The sequence below is a fragment of the Xanthobacter aminoxidans genome (genome assembly GCF_023571765.1).
In the GTDB taxonomy this organism is placed as follows: Bacteria; Pseudomonadota; Alphaproteobacteria; order Rhizobiales; family Xanthobacteraceae; genus Xanthobacter; species Xanthobacter aminoxidans.
In genome coordinates this window covers 1-14,620 of the sequence record NZ_JAMJXC010000014.1, presented here as the reverse complement: position 1 = coordinate 14,620, position 14,620 = coordinate 1, and the positions used below count along the sequence as shown (strand labels likewise).

The 14,620-nt window shown below is 68.2% G+C and carries 14 protein-coding genes; 7 read left to right on the top strand and 7 right to left on the bottom strand.

Features of this window, described 5'->3' with window-relative positions; all coding sequences use genetic code 11:
• Positions 1–38: 38 nt before the first annotated feature.
• From EJ105_RS19165 to EJ105_RS19150, 4 genes are all read right to left on the bottom strand, one after another.
• Positions 39–533, bottom strand: coding sequence for a Spy/CpxP family protein refolding chaperone (locus EJ105_RS19165; RefSeq protein ID WP_250167612.1), 495 nt, complete (start codon positions 531–533; stop codon positions 39–41).
• Between the two features lie 49 nt (positions 534–582).
• Entirely contained in the window at positions 583–921 is a 339-nt protein-coding gene (locus tag EJ105_RS19160) for a GCG_CRPN prefix-to-repeats domain-containing protein (protein WP_250167611.1), read from the bottom strand.
• 561 nt (positions 922–1,482) lie between these two features.
• The gene (locus EJ105_RS19155) at positions 1,483–4,398 is read right to left on the bottom strand and encodes an autotransporter outer membrane beta-barrel domain-containing protein (protein ID WP_250167610.1); all 2,916 of its coding nucleotides are present in this window, start codon (positions 4,396–4,398) and stop codon (positions 1,483–1,485) included.
• Between the two features lie 243 nt (positions 4,399–4,641).
• Complete coding sequence (locus tag EJ105_RS19150; protein WP_250167609.1) at positions 4,642–5,388, bottom strand: TetR/AcrR family transcriptional regulator; 747 nt, start codon at positions 5,386–5,388, stop codon at positions 4,642–4,644.
• A gap of 197 nt (positions 5,389–5,585) precedes the next feature.
• On the opposite strand from EJ105_RS19150, the gene EJ105_RS19145 reads away from it, so the two are divergent.
• Genes EJ105_RS19145 through EJ105_RS19130 form a run of 4 tightly spaced genes read left to right on the top strand, consistent with a single transcriptional unit; the run spans position 5,586 to position 8,624 of the window.
• On the top strand, positions 5,586–6,038 hold the full coding sequence (locus EJ105_RS19145) for a MaoC family dehydratase (RefSeq protein WP_051679428.1): 453 nt from the start codon (positions 5,586–5,588) through the stop codon (positions 6,036–6,038).
• Positions 6,035–6,952, top strand: coding sequence for an SDR family NAD(P)-dependent oxidoreductase (locus EJ105_RS19140; RefSeq protein ID WP_250167608.1), 918 nt, complete (start codon positions 6,035–6,037; stop codon positions 6,950–6,952). The genes EJ105_RS19145 and EJ105_RS19140 overlap by 4 nt, the downstream gene beginning before the upstream one ends.
• 11 nt (positions 6,953–6,963) lie before the next feature.
• A complete protein-coding gene (locus EJ105_RS19135; protein ID WP_024277402.1) occupies positions 6,964–7,425 on the top strand; it encodes an acyl-CoA thioesterase in 462 nt (153 codons plus the stop codon).
• A complete protein-coding gene (locus EJ105_RS19130) occupies positions 7,422–8,624 on the top strand; it encodes an acetyl-CoA C-acyltransferase (protein WP_250167607.1) in 1,203 nt (400 codons plus the stop codon). The genes EJ105_RS19135 and EJ105_RS19130 overlap by 4 nt, the downstream gene beginning before the upstream one ends.
• A gap of 63 nt (positions 8,625–8,687) precedes the next feature.
• On the opposite strand, the gene EJ105_RS19125 is transcribed toward EJ105_RS19130, so the two are convergent.
• The 3 genes from EJ105_RS19125 to EJ105_RS19115 all read right to left on the bottom strand — a co-directional run bounded on the left by EJ105_RS19125 (position 8,688) and on the right by EJ105_RS19115 (position 11,330).
• A complete protein-coding gene (locus EJ105_RS19125) occupies positions 8,688–9,194 on the bottom strand; it encodes a thioesterase family protein (protein ID WP_250167606.1) in 507 nt (168 codons plus the stop codon).
• 127 nt (positions 9,195–9,321) lie between these two features.
• Positions 9,322–10,524, bottom strand: a complete 1,203-nt coding sequence (locus tag EJ105_RS19120) for an ABC transporter substrate-binding protein (protein WP_250167605.1) — start codon at positions 10,522–10,524, stop codon at positions 9,322–9,324.
• A gap of 74 nt (positions 10,525–10,598) precedes the next feature.
• On the bottom strand, positions 10,599–11,330 hold the full coding sequence (locus EJ105_RS19115; protein WP_250167604.1) for an enoyl-CoA hydratase/isomerase family protein: 732 nt from the start codon (positions 11,328–11,330) through the stop codon (positions 10,599–10,601).
• 123 nt (positions 11,331–11,453) lie between these two features.
• Between EJ105_RS19115 and EJ105_RS19110 the strand changes: the two genes are divergently transcribed.
• Genes EJ105_RS19110 through EJ105_RS19100 form a run of 3 tightly spaced genes read left to right on the top strand, consistent with a single transcriptional unit; the run spans position 11,454 to position 14,462 of the window.
• Complete coding sequence (locus EJ105_RS19110) at positions 11,454–13,061, top strand: AMP-binding protein (protein ID WP_250167603.1); 1,608 nt, start codon at positions 11,454–11,456, stop codon at positions 13,059–13,061.
• Positions 13,062–13,078: 17 nt separating this feature from the next.
• Entirely contained in the window at positions 13,079–14,236 is a 1,158-nt protein-coding gene (locus EJ105_RS19105) for an iron-containing alcohol dehydrogenase (RefSeq protein WP_250167602.1), read from the top strand.
• Positions 14,237–14,294: 58 nt separating this feature from the next.
• Positions 14,295–14,462 carry a hypothetical protein gene (locus EJ105_RS19100; RefSeq protein WP_250167601.1) on the top strand — a complete coding sequence of 56 codons (168 nt, stop codon included), beginning with the start codon at positions 14,295–14,297 and terminating at the stop codon, positions 14,460–14,462.
• Positions 14,463–14,620: the final 158 nt, after the last annotated feature.

Sequence of the window (14,620 nt, the reverse complement as noted above, 5' to 3'; positions counted from 1 at the left end):
CTTGAGACCGCAGGTGATGGGATGATATTGATCTGATCCTAGTTTTCTTCCTCGAACAGCCAGATCTCGGCGGTGGGCTGAGGCAGGCCACCAGCGCCTTCGCGCAGGCCCAGGAACGCGGGGATACGCCGTTGCTGCTCGGGCGTGAGGGTGGCGACAAGTGGCTTCAGCGCAGCCGTCACGGTCTTGAGGTCACGTGCCCTCACCGCCTCGGCATCGGCGATCCGGTCCAGGATGTCCACGAAATCGGCCGGCGGCAGTGCCTTGGCCCGCTCGGCCCGGCGCTCGGCGGACAGCTTCGCCACCGCGCGGATGGCGGCCTCCACCGGCGGCCAGAGCTTCTGCTGTTCGGGACTGAGGGTCATCACCGTCTTCAGCGCGAGAAGGCGCGCCTCGACCACGGCCTGCGCATCCGCCGCGCTGTAGAGTTCCACGGCCGGCGGCGCGCCAGCCGGCGGTGCCGTCTGGGCCTGCGCTGCGGGCATGGCGATGAGAAGAGCGCCCGTCAGGGCGGCCACAAGAGTGCAGTTCATGGTCAGGATCTTCCGTGTCGCTGGATTTGAGAGGAGACGGCCGTTGCCGTCACTGCCATCCGCCACCGGGCAGCCGACCGTGATAGGGGGTGTCGCGGCAGTGGCCCCACGGCCCGTGCCAGTAGCCCGGAGGGCAGCCATTGCCGAAGTAGCCGTAGGCGGGGGGCAGGTCGTAGACCCACCCGCCGCCCGGCACGCGGCCGGTATAGGGGGTGTCACGACAATGCCCCCACGGCCCACGCCACCAGCCCGGACCGCAACCTTGGGCGATGGGGGTCACGACGGCGGACTCTGGCACGGGAGGGCGCGCCAGAGGCATCGCCGAGGCCGGCAGCACCGCCAGCGTACCGAGCCACAGGCCGGAAATCAGTCCGAAGGTGTTTCGCATGGGATCTCTCGCAGTGAGACGTCCCGGGCCTCGAAGATCGCAGCCCGCACCAAGGGGCCCCTTTGCGGACCCGGTGCCAGGGAATTATCTCCACCGCGCTCACGGCGCATCGACAGAACTGGTGATGCGCCCTGTCGTCTCCCGGCGCTCCGTCATCAAAACAGCCGCGACCATCGGCACCACCGGGGCCGAACAGATCAAGCTAGATGCAGATCCGCACAATCGAGGTGCGGATCTGCATCAGCGGCGATCAGGTGTTGAGCTGTCCTCCATGGGGCCTGCCTTCTCGTGAACCTCGTTTATGGTGCGCTCACGTTTATGGCGAGCAGGACCAACATATCGGATTCACAAATATACTGCCCATCAATTGATGGTATCTGACTTGATACATGCTTGAATTACACGCGGAAATATCAAGAATTACAATGTTCCGCCAACCCCATCGACCATCGAATGGGAGTTAAGTTGCTCAAGGGAGATCAATTTACGCGACCACGGCCCTAGGCGGTGGAGCAGGCCGACGCCGCGGGGGCCGTGGCGGGGGATCTCCGCATCCCGCCGCTAGAAGCGCCACGCCAGATTGGCCTGGACGGCGTTGACCGTCACGCTGTCTGCGAACTGGCCGACATAGGCCATGCCGAAGCGGACCTGTTCGCCGATGCGCAGGTCGGCGCCCACCTTCACCAGCGCGGTGTTCTGCGCCAGCGGCACGCCGGCGACGGTGAAGTTCGCGCTCGGGACGCTGAGGAAGGCGAGCCGGGCATCGGGGGTGAGGTCGCCGAAGGCATATTGCCAGGCGAGCGAGGCATGGGGCTCCAGCGCCATGCCGCGTGACAGCTCCACGGTGCTCGCCAGCCGCAGGCCGAGCGAGGAGTAGCCGACGCCCATCGAGCTCGACGCACCGAACAGGCCGGCCGAGACGCCCGTCTCGCTGAAGCCGTCGGTGTTCAGATGGACATAGGCAAGGCCCGCGAAGGGCTCCAGCGCCAGCTGCTGGACGGCGAAGCCGTAGCCGACCTCTGCGAACACCTGCCCGGTCCCGCCGGAATAATCGGCGTTCGCCCGCTGGAAAAATCCGGGATAGGCGATGGTGCGCGAAGCGTCGATCTGGTTGAAGGCGTAGCTGGCGGCGAGGCGCAGCTTCCATGGCCCGGAACTGGTGCCCGCATAGAGCGCGACCAGCACGCTGTCGGTGTTGGACTGGCTCGCCAGCGCATCCATCTGCGCATTGGAATGCGTGTAGCCGATCGCAGCGCCGAGCATCCAGTTCTCGACCTTCACGTCGGCGCCGGAGATGATCCCGCCGATGTTGGCATCGACGTCGGCGGTGTCGCGGCCGCCGCCATAGGCGCTCCACCCGCCGAAGGCCTGCGCCCAGATGGTGCCGTTGAACGCGGGTTCGGCGGAAGGCTGCGCCTTGGTGGGGAAGGGCACGCCGGACGTAGCCGGCGCGGCATAGGCGAGCGCCGGTCCGCCGAAGCCGAGCGCGGCCGTCGGGCCGCCCTGGCCGGCATAGGAGCCCTGGCGCAGGCGTCCCAGCAACGCGTCGCGGCTGTACGCGCTGTCACCCAAGAGAACGGTCTGCGTGCTGGCATAGGCCTCGCCGGAGAGGGCGGTGAGCGCGCCGGGCAGTTCGGCCACGGTGAGGCCGTAGAGCGGGCTGAGCGCCGTGGGAAGGGTCGTCAGCAGGCCGTTGGTGGTGGTGTTGATGACGCGATCGAGGGCACCGCCCACCGCGCGCTGGTTCGGCGTGTTGCCCGCCTTGCCGGCGAGATCGGCCGCGACCGTCATGGTCACCGCGTTCGGGGCATAGGCCACGCTCGCGTCGAACAGCGCCGGCAGGCCGGGGGTGATCACATGGTCGAAGGTGCCGGTGATGCCGTCGGTAGCGACGATGAGCGTCGTGGTCGGGGCGAAGCTGGTGTCGAGGAAGGACGCCTGCAGCGTGCCGTCGAGCCGTATGGTGCCCGTCACCTCCAGGAAGTCGCTGCCCTTGTCCGTCACGCGCGCGGCGTAGGTGCCCGTCGCGGTCTGCACGAAAGTGCCGCTGAGGAGGTGCGTGATGGTCGGGCCGGTGCCGCTGACGCCGAGCCAGCCGGCGTTCTCGAATCTCTTGTCCGGCCCCGCCGTCGCGGCCAGCCGGCCATCGATGATGCCCGCGTTCACGATCACGGTGCCATGGCTGTCCGGGCCCGTGCGCAGGGCATCGGCCTCGACCGTGGTCTTCAGTATCCCGTAGTTCAGGAAGGTGCCGTAGTCGCCATGCAAGTCCACCGCGGCCCCGGCGATGCCGGTGGCGGTGATGGTGCCCTTGTTGGTCAGCACGCCATAGGTCTCGCCACGCATGCCGATGCCGCCGTTGCCGGTGACATTGATGGTGCCGCTGTTGATGATGTCGTCGCCCTTCATGCCTGACAAAGCGGGGGCATTCTCGCCTGCGAAGTTCAGGGTCCCGATGTTGCGGATCGGGTTGTACATGCCGGGAATGGTGGCGATGAAGCCGTTTATGGTGGTCGTGCCGCCCGCGGTCGAGACATAGATGCCCACGACATTGTCGCCATAGGCCGAGTTGGACGACACGACGGCCCCGGGGATGTCGATCTCGTACCAGGTCACGACGCCGAGGGCGTCGATGTGCATGACCGCGGGATGCACCACGCCGTCCGCCGTCACCCAGTTGGTGACGAGGTTGTACTCGCCGGAGCGGCCGGCTCCGGTGATGCCCTCGAAATGGGTCGCGACGGCGCCGGGGTGGTCGTAGGTCTGATAGGTGCCGGTGGTCTGGTCGTAGATGTAGCCGTGCTCGGCGTGCAGCCCGCCGCCGACCTCGACCTCGCCATAGCCGCCGGCGATCTTGTCGCCGTAGATGCCATAGGCGGTGGTGCTGACCGCGCCTGGTATGTTGTTGGTGGTATAGGTTTTTGTGTCGATATTGTAGATGAAGGCGTTACCGGTCGCGAGCCGGGTGTCGTAGTCGCCGACCACCTGGTTGCCGAAGTTGCTGTGGGCAATGGTGTAGAGCGTGTCGGCGCCCGGATAGGCCAGCGGCGTCAGCGTCTGCCCCGGCGCCGCGGCGGCGTCGTAGAGATAGCTGAGGTCATAAGGGGCCGACGTTTCAGTCTGGTAGCTGCCCACCACACGCAGGATGCCGCCGGGGGTTCCGAAGCTCGGCCCGTAGGGCGACGAACCGATGGCGCCGGGATAGTTGACCCCGTTGTTGGTGGCTTCCGGCATGGGCGACCAGGTGCGGCTGGTCATGTTGTAGTAGAGACCGCCGGTCTCGGTGCTGCCGGGAATGGTGTAGTTGCCGACGATGTTGTCGCCGCGAATGCCGGTGAGGAACGTCCCGTTCGTCCCGTAATTCAGCGTCTCATAGGTCGTCGGCGAAGACGGCAGGGGCTCGGCCAGCGCGCTCTGTGCAAGGCTGCCGGCACCCAGGCCCATGGCGACGAGCCCGAGTGCGCGTGTGCGCGACACGTCACAAAAAAACGATCGAATTGTCATGAAATGCCCCGCCGCCCCGGCTCAGGGCAATGTCAGGCTATCCCAAGGTAACTGGAATAGCTATTTCACATTTCGATCTTGTTTCGCCGGAGCAATCCCCGCGCAAGCCACGGTTGGTCGCGTACTTCCAGCGCCGACATGATGCCCCCGCGCTGCTCGATCGAAATTCAGGCAGAGGCGGAGGCGGGGCACCAAGTCGCCCTGAACCGGTTGCAGTCAGCCTCGTCGAGGCTCGAAGCCGAAGCGTAGCGGGCGCACGATCTGCTCCGCCAGCGCCTCGCGGTCCGCGGCCGTCTCGCCAGCCTTGGGGCGATACCAGATCGACATCCAGTTGATGGCGCCGAGCGCAGCCTTGATGGTGAGTGAGGGAGATTCGCTTATCGCGCTGCCGTCTTCCAGAGCCGTGTCGAGCATGGAACGAAACAAGCGTTCGTAACGACGGCGCATGTCCATCACGGCATCAAGGGTGCGCCGCTGGGCCGGGGTGGTGGCCGCCAGCCGGTGCATGTGCACGCCCTGCACCACAACGGCGATGTAGGTATGGTTCTCCATCGACGCCAGCGCGTGTGCCTTCAGCATTCGAGCAAGGCGCGAGCCGGCCGTGCCCGGCATCGCCGACGCCGTCTCCACCGCGGCGAACAGGCGGTCCATGCCCTCGCGGTGCACGTCGAAGAAGAGGTCCGTCTTCGAGGCGTAGTAATGATAGATGCGGCCCTTGGTGGCGCCGAGGCGGCGCGCCACGTCGTCGATGCTCGTGGCGGAGAAGCCCTGCTCCATGAAGCACGCGGCCGCCGCCTCGAGGATGTCGGCATTGCCGGTGCCGTCGCTCCGGATCTCCAGCGTGCTCCCGCCCGCCATCGCTTCGCCCGCCGTGCCGGCGCCCGTCTTGCCCGTGACTGCCTTACTCGTCGCCGTCTTGCCCGAGACCGTCTTGGCTTTGCCAGCGTTGCCATTTCCTGCCATGTCCTGCCCAGACCCTTGCTAAGTGCGCCTGCACGCTAGGCTGCCGCGCGCCCGCAGCCTAGCGAACGATTGCAAATCCTTCACCCGGATGAGGTGGCTGGACAAAGCCCCTCTCAAATGCATACTACCGAGTATGTTGTAAGCCAACGTCCCGCCCGTGCGCGATGCCGCCGCAGGACAAGCCGGAACAGGTCCCGATGTCCCTTCCCATCCCCTCCCCCGGCGCTCCGCCCCTCGTGAGCGGCTGGCTCGACGTGACCCAACCTCTTGTCGATCTGTTCGCGGACGCCATTTCCGACCATCAGTTCATCCATGTGGACCCCGAGCGTGCGGCGCGGGAGAGCGCCTTCGGCGGCACCATCGCCCACGGCTTCCTGGTGCTGTCCCTGCTGTCGAAGCTCGGCGCCGAGGTTATGGAGCTGCCCGGACCGGGCGAGGTGGGCATCAACTATGGCTTCGACAAGGTGCGCTTCCTCATGCCGGTGCCGGTGGGCCAGCGCATCCGCGGCGTGTTCCGCGTCGCGGCGCAGGAGCCCAAGGGCGGCGGCATCCTCAATCGCTTCGACGTGACCGTCGAGCTCGAACACGCCGCCAAGCCGGCCCTCGCGGCGGAATGGCTGGTTCTGATTCTCAAGGGAGACAAGGCATGAGCATCTCGTTCGAGGGGCGGGTGGCCATCGTCACGGGCGCCGGCGGCGGGCTCGGCCGCGCGCATGCGCTGGAGCTCGCCCGCCGCGGCGCCAAGGTGGTGGTGAACGATTTCGGCGGCGCCCGCGACGGCACCGGCGGCTCGACCGCCGCAGCGCAGGCGGTGGTGGACGAGATCCGCTCCAGCGGCGGCGAGGCGCTCGCGGACGGCGGCAACGTCACCTCCGCTTCGGACATGGAAGCGATGGCAGCGGCGGCCCTGCAGGCGTTCGGCCGCATCGACATCCTCATCAACAACGCCGGCATCCTGCGCGACCGCACCTTCGCCAAGATGGATATGGCGGATTTCGCGGCCGTGGTGGCGGTGCATCTGCTCGGCTCGGCCAACGCCACCAAGGCGGTGTGGGAGACCATGCGCGCGCAGAAATACGGCCGCGTGCTGATGACCTCCTCCACCTCCGGCGTCTACGGCAATTTCGGCCAGTCCAACTACGGCGCCGCCAAGGCCGGGCTCATCGGCCTCATGAACGTGCTGCATTTCGAGGGCGAAAAGTACGGCATACGCGTCAACGCCGTTCTGCCCACGGCCGCCACCCGCATGACCGGCGACATGATGGACGAGCAGACCCTCGCCCATCTCGCCCCCGAGAATGTCACGCCCGCCGCCCTCTACCTCGTGAGCGAGGAGGCGCCGAGCCGCACCGCTTTGCTCGCCGGCGCGGGCACCGTGTCACGCATGGCGATCGTGGAGACGGAAGGCGTGTTCCTGCCGCAGAGCCAGCGCACCCCCGAAGCGGTGGCGGCCGCCTTTGCCGATCTCGCCCGGCTGGACAATGCGATCGAGACCGAGGCCGGCCTTGCCCATGTGGAGCGCATCATCGCGCGCGCCAAGGCCGCAGCCATCGCGGCGGCCTGAAGGGAGCTTCCATGAGCGAGCCTCGCCCCGCCCCCGAAGGGCGGACGGCGTTCCCGCGCCTCTATGCCATGCAGACGCGCTGGAACGACGTGGACCGCTACGGCCACATGAACAACGTGGTCTATCTCGAATATTTCGACAGCGCCCTCAACCGGGCGCTGATCGGGGCGGGTGCGCTCGACTTCGCCGGCACCGGGCCCATCGGCATCGTCGCCAAGGTCGGCTGCGACTACTTCTCCGAGGTGAGCTACCCGGACGAAGTGGAGGTTGGCGTGCGCATCGAGCGCATCGGCAGCTCCAGCCTCACCTGGGGCTTCGGCCTGTTCCGGTCCGGCGCTCCCCTCACAGCCGCGGTGGGGCGCACCATCCATGTCTATGTGGACCGCGCCAGCCGCCGTCCACAGCCGCTCAGCCCGGAGCTGCGGGCCCTCGCAGCAACGCTCCACGTTCCCCGGAAGGATCCCGCATCATGAGGGAAGCCGTCGTCGTCTCCACCGTCCGAACGCCCATCGCCAAGGCCTATCGCGGTGCGTTCAACGACACCAGCGCCCCTCAGCTCGCCGGCCACGCCATTGCGAGCGCGCTCGCCCGCGCCGGCATCGAGGGCGGCGAGGTGGAGGATGTCATCATGGGTGCCGCCCTGCAGCAAGGCACGACGCACATGAACATCGGCCGGACCGCCGCGCTGCGCGCCGGCCTGCCCGTCCAGGTGCCTGGCCAGAGCGTCGACCGCCAGTGCGCCTCGGGTCTCATGGCCATCTCCATCGCTGCCCGGCAGATTGTCGGCGAGGGCATGGAGATCGCGGTCGGCGGCGGCGTCGAGCAGGTCTCGCTGGTGCAGAACGAGCGCATGAACGTCTTTGGCTGGCACGACGCCTGGCTGGATGCTCACGTGCCCTCGACCTACATGAGCATGATCGAGACCGCCGAGATCGTGGCCGCGCGCTACGGCGTCTCCCGCGCGGCGCAGGATGCCTATGCCCTCCAGTCCCAGCAGCGCACGGCGCAGGCGCAGGCCCGCGGCGCTTTCGACGACGAGATCGTGCCCCTCGACACCGTGAAGGTCGTCGCCGACAAGGCCACGGGCGAGACCCGCCGCGAGGCGGTGCGCCTCACGCAGGACGAGGGGAACCGCGCCGACACGACCGCGGAGGGCCTCGCGGCGCTGAAGCCGGTGTTCAAGGGCGGCATCGAGGTGGCGGAAGGCCGATGCGTGACCGCGGGCAACGCCTCTCAGCTCTCTGACGGGGCCTCCGCCTGCGTGCTGATGGAGGCCAGGGCGGCCGAGCGGCGCGGACTTTCTCCGCTGGGCATCTACCGCGGCATGGCGGTGGCGGGCTGCGCGCCGGAAGAAATGGGGATCGGCCCGGTCTTCGCCGTGCCGAAGCTGCTGGCCCGTCACGGCCTGACGGTGGACGACATCGGCCTGTGGGAGCTGAACGAGGCTTTCGCTGCCCAGCTCCTCTATTGCCGCGACCGGCTCGGCATTCCCGACGACCGGCTGAATGTGAACGGCGGCGCCATCTCCATCGGCCATCCCTACGGCATGTCCGGCGCCCGCATGACAGGCCATGCCCTCATCGAGGGCCGCCGCCGGGGCGCACGCTACGTGGTGGTCACCATGTGCGTGGGCGGCGGCATGGGCGCGGCCGGCCTGTTCGAGGTGGCGTGAGTTTCTCCCGAGCAGCCTGAAGGCCCCGGAGCAGTCCGGGGCCGGTTTTTTGGCGCCCCAGGATCAGCCCCGTGCCGAAAGGCCGATGCGTCTGTCGAGCCAGGCCGGGCGCGGGAGGGGGGCGTGGGCCGCCGCATCGGCATCAAGGCGCATCTGCACGTGGGCAGGAAAGGGCGCGGCCCGTGGCGCGCCCGCAGCGCGGGAGACATGCATCAGCACCTGTTCGCACAAGGCGAGCGCCACGCCCTCGGCATCGATGAGCCGCATGAGGATGTGCATGCGCTTGGCATCCGCCGCCAGCACCACCAGCTCGACCGAAAGCGCCATGCCCTCGTGGCATTCGTGAAGGTATCCGATCCGGCTGTCGAGCGTGTAGAGAGTTGCAGCCTGCGTGGTGCGATAGTCGGCGTCCAGCCCCAGGCGCTCCATGTAGGCCGTGGCGGCATCGGAAAAGACGATGCCATAGGCGAAATCGCCCATATGGCCGTTGTAATCCACCCATTCCGGGCGGACGCGGTCAGCCAGAATGACGATGCCGGAAACGGCAGCCTTCTGCTGCGAATGGTCCACGACGGCTCCCTCCCTCACCGAAGACGGGGAGGCCGCGACGGCCTCCCCGGTCCTGCACGAAGTCCATTTCTCCTGCGCCGGCATCCAGGGGCTGCGGGCGCCCGACCCGTTCCGTCCGGAGAGACCCTCAGCCCTTCACCAGCGGGCAGGCGCTCTCCTCGATGGGGCGGAACGCTTCCTTTCCGGGGATGGTGCGCAGAACCTTGTAATAGTCCCACGGCCCCTTGGAGTCCTTCGGCGCCTTCACCTCCACGAGGTACATGTCGTGCACGAGGCGACCGTCCTTGCGCAGATAGGCGTTGCGGGCGAAGAAATCGTTGATGGGGGCCTCGCGCAGCTTGGCCATCACCTGCGATCCGGTGACGGTGCCGGCCGCCTCGGCGGCCTTCAGGAAATTCGTCACCGCCGAATAGACGCCCGCATGCACCATGGTCGGCATCCGGCCGTTCATGCGCTGCGCATACCGCTTCGACCAGGCACGCGTCGCGTCGTCATAGTCCCAGTAGAAACCGGTGGTCAGCGTCAGGCCCTTGGCGATGTCGAGCCCGACCGCATGCACGTCGGTGAGGAACAGCAGCATCCCGGCGATGCGCTGGCCACCCTGGGTGATGCCGAATTCCTGCGCCTGCTTCAGCGCAGTCATGGTGTCGCCGGAGGAGTTGGCCAGCGCCACCACCTTGGCGCCAGAGGCCTGCGCCTTCAGCAGGTAGGAGGAGAAATCCGAGGTCTCGCGCGGGTGCCGCACGCTGCCCACCACGGTGCCGCCCGCCGCCTTCACGGCCTCGCTCGTGTCCTTCTCCAGCGCATGGCCGAAGGTGTAGTCCACGGTGATGAAGAACCAGCTCTTGCCACCGTCCTGCGTCATGGCGCGGCCGGTGCCGTTGGCGAGGGCATAGGTGTCCCACGTCCAGTGGGCGGTGGAGGGCGAGCACGCCTTGCCCGTCAGCTCCGAGGAACCCGCGGTGGAGACGAGGAATGCGGTGTCGGTGTTGCGCGTCACCTCCTGCACCGCCATGGCGACCGAGGACGTCGGCACATCGATGATGGCCTTCACGTTCTGCTGGTCGATCCAGCCGCGCGCTAGGCTGGCGCCCACGTCCGGCTTGTTCTGGTGGTCACCGACGATGACCTCGACGTCACGGCCGAGCAGCTTGCCGCCGAAATCCTCCACCGCCATCTTCGCCGCAGCGACGGAACCGGGACCGGCGAGGTCCGCGTTCATGCCGGACATGTCCGTGAGCACGCCAAGACGCCAGGTCTCCGCAGCCGCCGGACCGCCGGACAGGACGAGCGCCGCCAGAGCGGCGCAGCCGAAAAATCCGCGCGTCATCAGATATCCTCCCTTGGGTGCTTTTGGGGACGCGGCGGTTTGAGCCCGCCGTCGTTGCTTGACGGGACGACCCGTTAGCTGGTCGCCTCCGAAACCAGCCTGGACAGCAGGAACTGGTCGGCCTCGTAGGCCGCGGCCCAGTTGCCACCCGCCGAGCCATCAAGCGCGCGCTTGGTCATGGCGAGGGCGAGGGGTGGGCAGGCCGCGATCTCGCCGGCCCACGCCCGCGCGGCGTCGAGTGCGCCGCCCTGCGGTGCGCTCCTGTCGGCAAGGCCCATCGCCACCGCCTCGGCGGCGGAGACGGTCTCGTCGCAGAAGAGGAGCCGCTTGGCGCGGGCCGGCCCCACCAGAGCGGAGAGCAGCGGCAGGCCGCCCCAGCCGAGCGTCATGCCGAGGCGCACCTCCGGGAAACGGAAGAAGGCGCCGTCCGCCAGAACCCGGAAGTCGGCCGCCAGCGCCAGGATCGCGCCGCCGCCGATGGCCGGCCCCTCCACCGCGGCGATCACCGCCTGCGGCAGACGGCGCCAGCGCTCGGACATGCGTCCGCCTGCGGCCATGGCATGATGGCGCGCTGCGATGTCGTCATCCGGCCGCCAAAGGGCCTCGTCCTTGAGGTCCACCCCGGCGGAGAACCGGGTGGGCGTGCCGGCAAGCACCACGACCCGCACCGTCGTGTCCGCCTCCAGCTCCGCCGCGGCGGCCGTGAGCGCCTCGATGGCGGCAAGGCTCAGGGCATTCGCCTTGCCGCCGCGGTCGTAGCGCACGACTGCGATGGTGCCGGCCCGCTCGATCTCCACGATTTTCATGGCGCCGCAGGCCCTCCGAACAGCCCGTCCTTTACATACTACTGAGTATGTTGCATAAGGATTAAGCCTTTGCAACAGGCTCCAAGGGCGTCACGAATACGCCGGCCAAGGGGGAGGACGAGGATGAGCGAGCGGGAAGCAGCGCTGTCGCGCGACCATGCGGTGCTGCGCGCCATGCTTGAGCGCCGCGCGGCGGAGCGGCCGCAGGCGCCCTTCGTGCAATTCTGGCCGGGGCCTGCCGAAACCTGCACCTGGAGTTATGCGGAGACGCTCGCCCGCGTGCGCCGGCGCGCGGCCACGCTCGTCCGCCATGGCGTCCGGCGGGGCGACCATGTGCTCTGCTTCATGGGCAACGGGCCCGAGCTGCTGGCCACCTGGTTCGCCATCAACTACCTCGGCGCTGTCTACGTGCCCCTCAATACTGCGAGCCGCGGCCGGCCACTGGAGCACATCCTGAACGATGCCGACGCCCCGCTGATGATCGCGGAGGCAAGTCTTCTGCCCCGCCTGCGGGAGGTGGCGCCGGGCAAGCTCTCCGTCGTCCTCACGGTGGCGGGCGCGCCTGAGACGGTGCCGGGCCTCGATGTCGTGGCCCTGGAGGACCGGGACGATTTCGCCCCCGCCGATCTCGACCTCGACCGCCCCATCGAGCCGTGGGACACCCAGGCCATCATGTACACCTCGGGCACGACGGGGAGCCCGAAGGGCGTGATCTCGTCCTACACCCAGCTCTACACCATGGGCCCCGACGCGTTCGCCGTGGCGGACGACGAGCGCTGCCTGATCTGCGGCCCCATCTTCCACTGCGGATCGACGCTCTACGTCTACGCCCAGCTCGCGCGCGGCCTTTCCATCGGCATGATGCGGGAGTTCCGCACCCAGGACTTCTGGCCCGCCGTACGCGAGACCGGATCCACCTACGTGCTGCTGCTTGGCGTGATGGCGAGCTTCCTCCTGAAGGCCCCGCCGGCCGCGACCGACCGTGACCATCCCCTGCGCCGCGCCTTCATCACGCCCTTCAGCGAGGATGGTCCTGCCTTCGCCGAACGCTTCGGCGTCGAGGCCTGGACCATCTACAACATGACCGAGATCGCGAGCCCCCTCCACGCCGGCCCCGGCATCACCGAAAAGGGCATCGCCGGCCAGCCCCGCCCCTGGTTCGAACTGCGCATCGTCGACGAGCACGACCTTGAGGTGCCGGAGGGGGCGACCGGCGAGCTCGTCATCCGCGCCCACCGGCCGTGGGCCCTGATGAAGGGCTACTACAACAATCCCGCGGCCACCGCCGAGGCGATGCGCAACGGCTGGTTCCACACCGGCGACGGCTTCCGCCGAACCGCCGATGGCAACTTCTTCTTCGTCGACCGGCTGAAGGACGTCATCCGCCGCCGCGGCGAGAACATCTCCTCGTTCGCGCTGGAAGCCGAGGTGCGCACCCATCCAGCAGTGAAGGAATGCGCCGCGGTGGCCGTGCCCAGCGCCCTCAGCGAGGACGAGGTTCTGGTGGTGGTGACGCCGGTGGACGGTGCGACTCTCGACGCCGAGGACCTCATCCGCTTCCTGGCCGCCGGCATCCCGCACTACATGGTGCCGCGCTATGTCCGGCAGGTGGAAGCGCTGCCCAAGACCGCAAGCGGCAAGGTGCAGAAGCACGAGTTGCGCGCCGCCGGCGTCACCTCCGACACCTTCGACCGGGAAGCCGCGGGCATCCGCATCGGTCGCGGCTCCTGACGGCGGAAAGGCAGACCATGGCAGGTTTCGTCTTCAACACCACGCGCTCCATCGTGCTCGAGCCCGGCGCCGCGCGCCGGATCGCAGATCTGGCCGGACCGCTGCTCGGCCCGCGCGTCGTCCTCGTCACCGACAAGAGCCTGCGCACGGCCGGGCTTGTCGCTCCCGCCCTCGCCTCCCTCGCTGCCGCCGGGATCGCGGTCGCCATTTTCGACGACGTGGTGGCGGACCCGCCGGAGGCGAACGTCGCCGCCCTGACCAACCTCGTCGCAGCGCACCGGGCGAGCGGCCTCCTTGCCATCGGCGGCGGATCGCCGATGGACGTGGCGAAGGTGGCGGCACTGATCGCCGGCAGCGGCGAAGCACTCGCGGACATCTACGGCGTCAACCGCGCCCGCGGGCCGCGCTTGCCGCTGGTGCTGGTGCCCACCACCGCCGGAACCGGCTCGGAAGTCACACCCATTTCCATCATCACCACGGGCGCCGCCACGAAGATGGGCGTCGTGACACCGCATCTGCTGCCCGACATGGCGATCCTCGACGCCGAGTTGACCCTGAGCCTGCCTCCGGCGGTGACGGCCGCCACCGGCATCGACGCCATGGTTCACGCCATCGAGGCCTACACTTCCGCCTCACCGAACAACAATCCGCTGTCGCGCACACTCGCCCGGCAGGCCTTGGGGCTGCTTGGCGGCGCCATCCGCACCGCCACCTTCGACGGCGCGAATATCGCGGCGCGCAGCGACATGCTGCTCGGCTCGCTTCTCGCCGGGCAGGCGTTCGCCAATTCCCCGGTCGCCGCGGTGCATGCGCTCGCCTATCCCATCGGCGGGCATTTCCATGTGCCGCATGGATTGTCCAATGCGCTGGTGCTGGCCCCGGTGCTGCGCTTCAACATGCCCGCCGCCGCCACGCTCTACGGCGAGATCGCCGCGGACGCCTTCCCCGAGCTGGCCGACGTGCCTGCGACGGAACGGGCCGCCGCGTTTGCCACGGCATTGGCAGAGCTGAGCCACGCCCTCGGCCTGCCCCCGGGGCTCGGCGCCGTCGGCATCACCCGCAACGACCTGCCGCTTCTGGCTGCGGAGGCGATGAAGCAGACGCGCTTGCTGGTCAACAACCCGCGCCCCGTCACCGAGGCGGACGCTCTCGCCATTTACGAAGCCGCGCTGTAGACGCGCGGGCGGCGCCTTCGGCCCGCCCGACGAGATTAACGGCGCCTTCGATGTCGCTGTGGCCGTCGAGACGCCGCGCGAGCGCGCGACCGTGATGCGCGAAGCTCTCGACCGCGCCTCTTTCGACGTCGACCTCCTCAGTCTCGCACGGCATGAAGCGCTGCAATCGGGCGACATCGCCCGCGTGGCGCGGTGCTGCGTCAAAGCTCATGCGCCTGTGCCCTGACGACAAAGAACCCGCCCGCATTCAGAAACTCTGACGTGAGCCCCATTTCTCCTCCAGTTGAGGAGAGAGTCCGCCGGTTGATTTGTGGCCTCAGGCGGCCACGGTTTCCAGTGCGATTGTTGCGGCAAACTCGGCGGGGGATCGATGGCCCAGCGCCG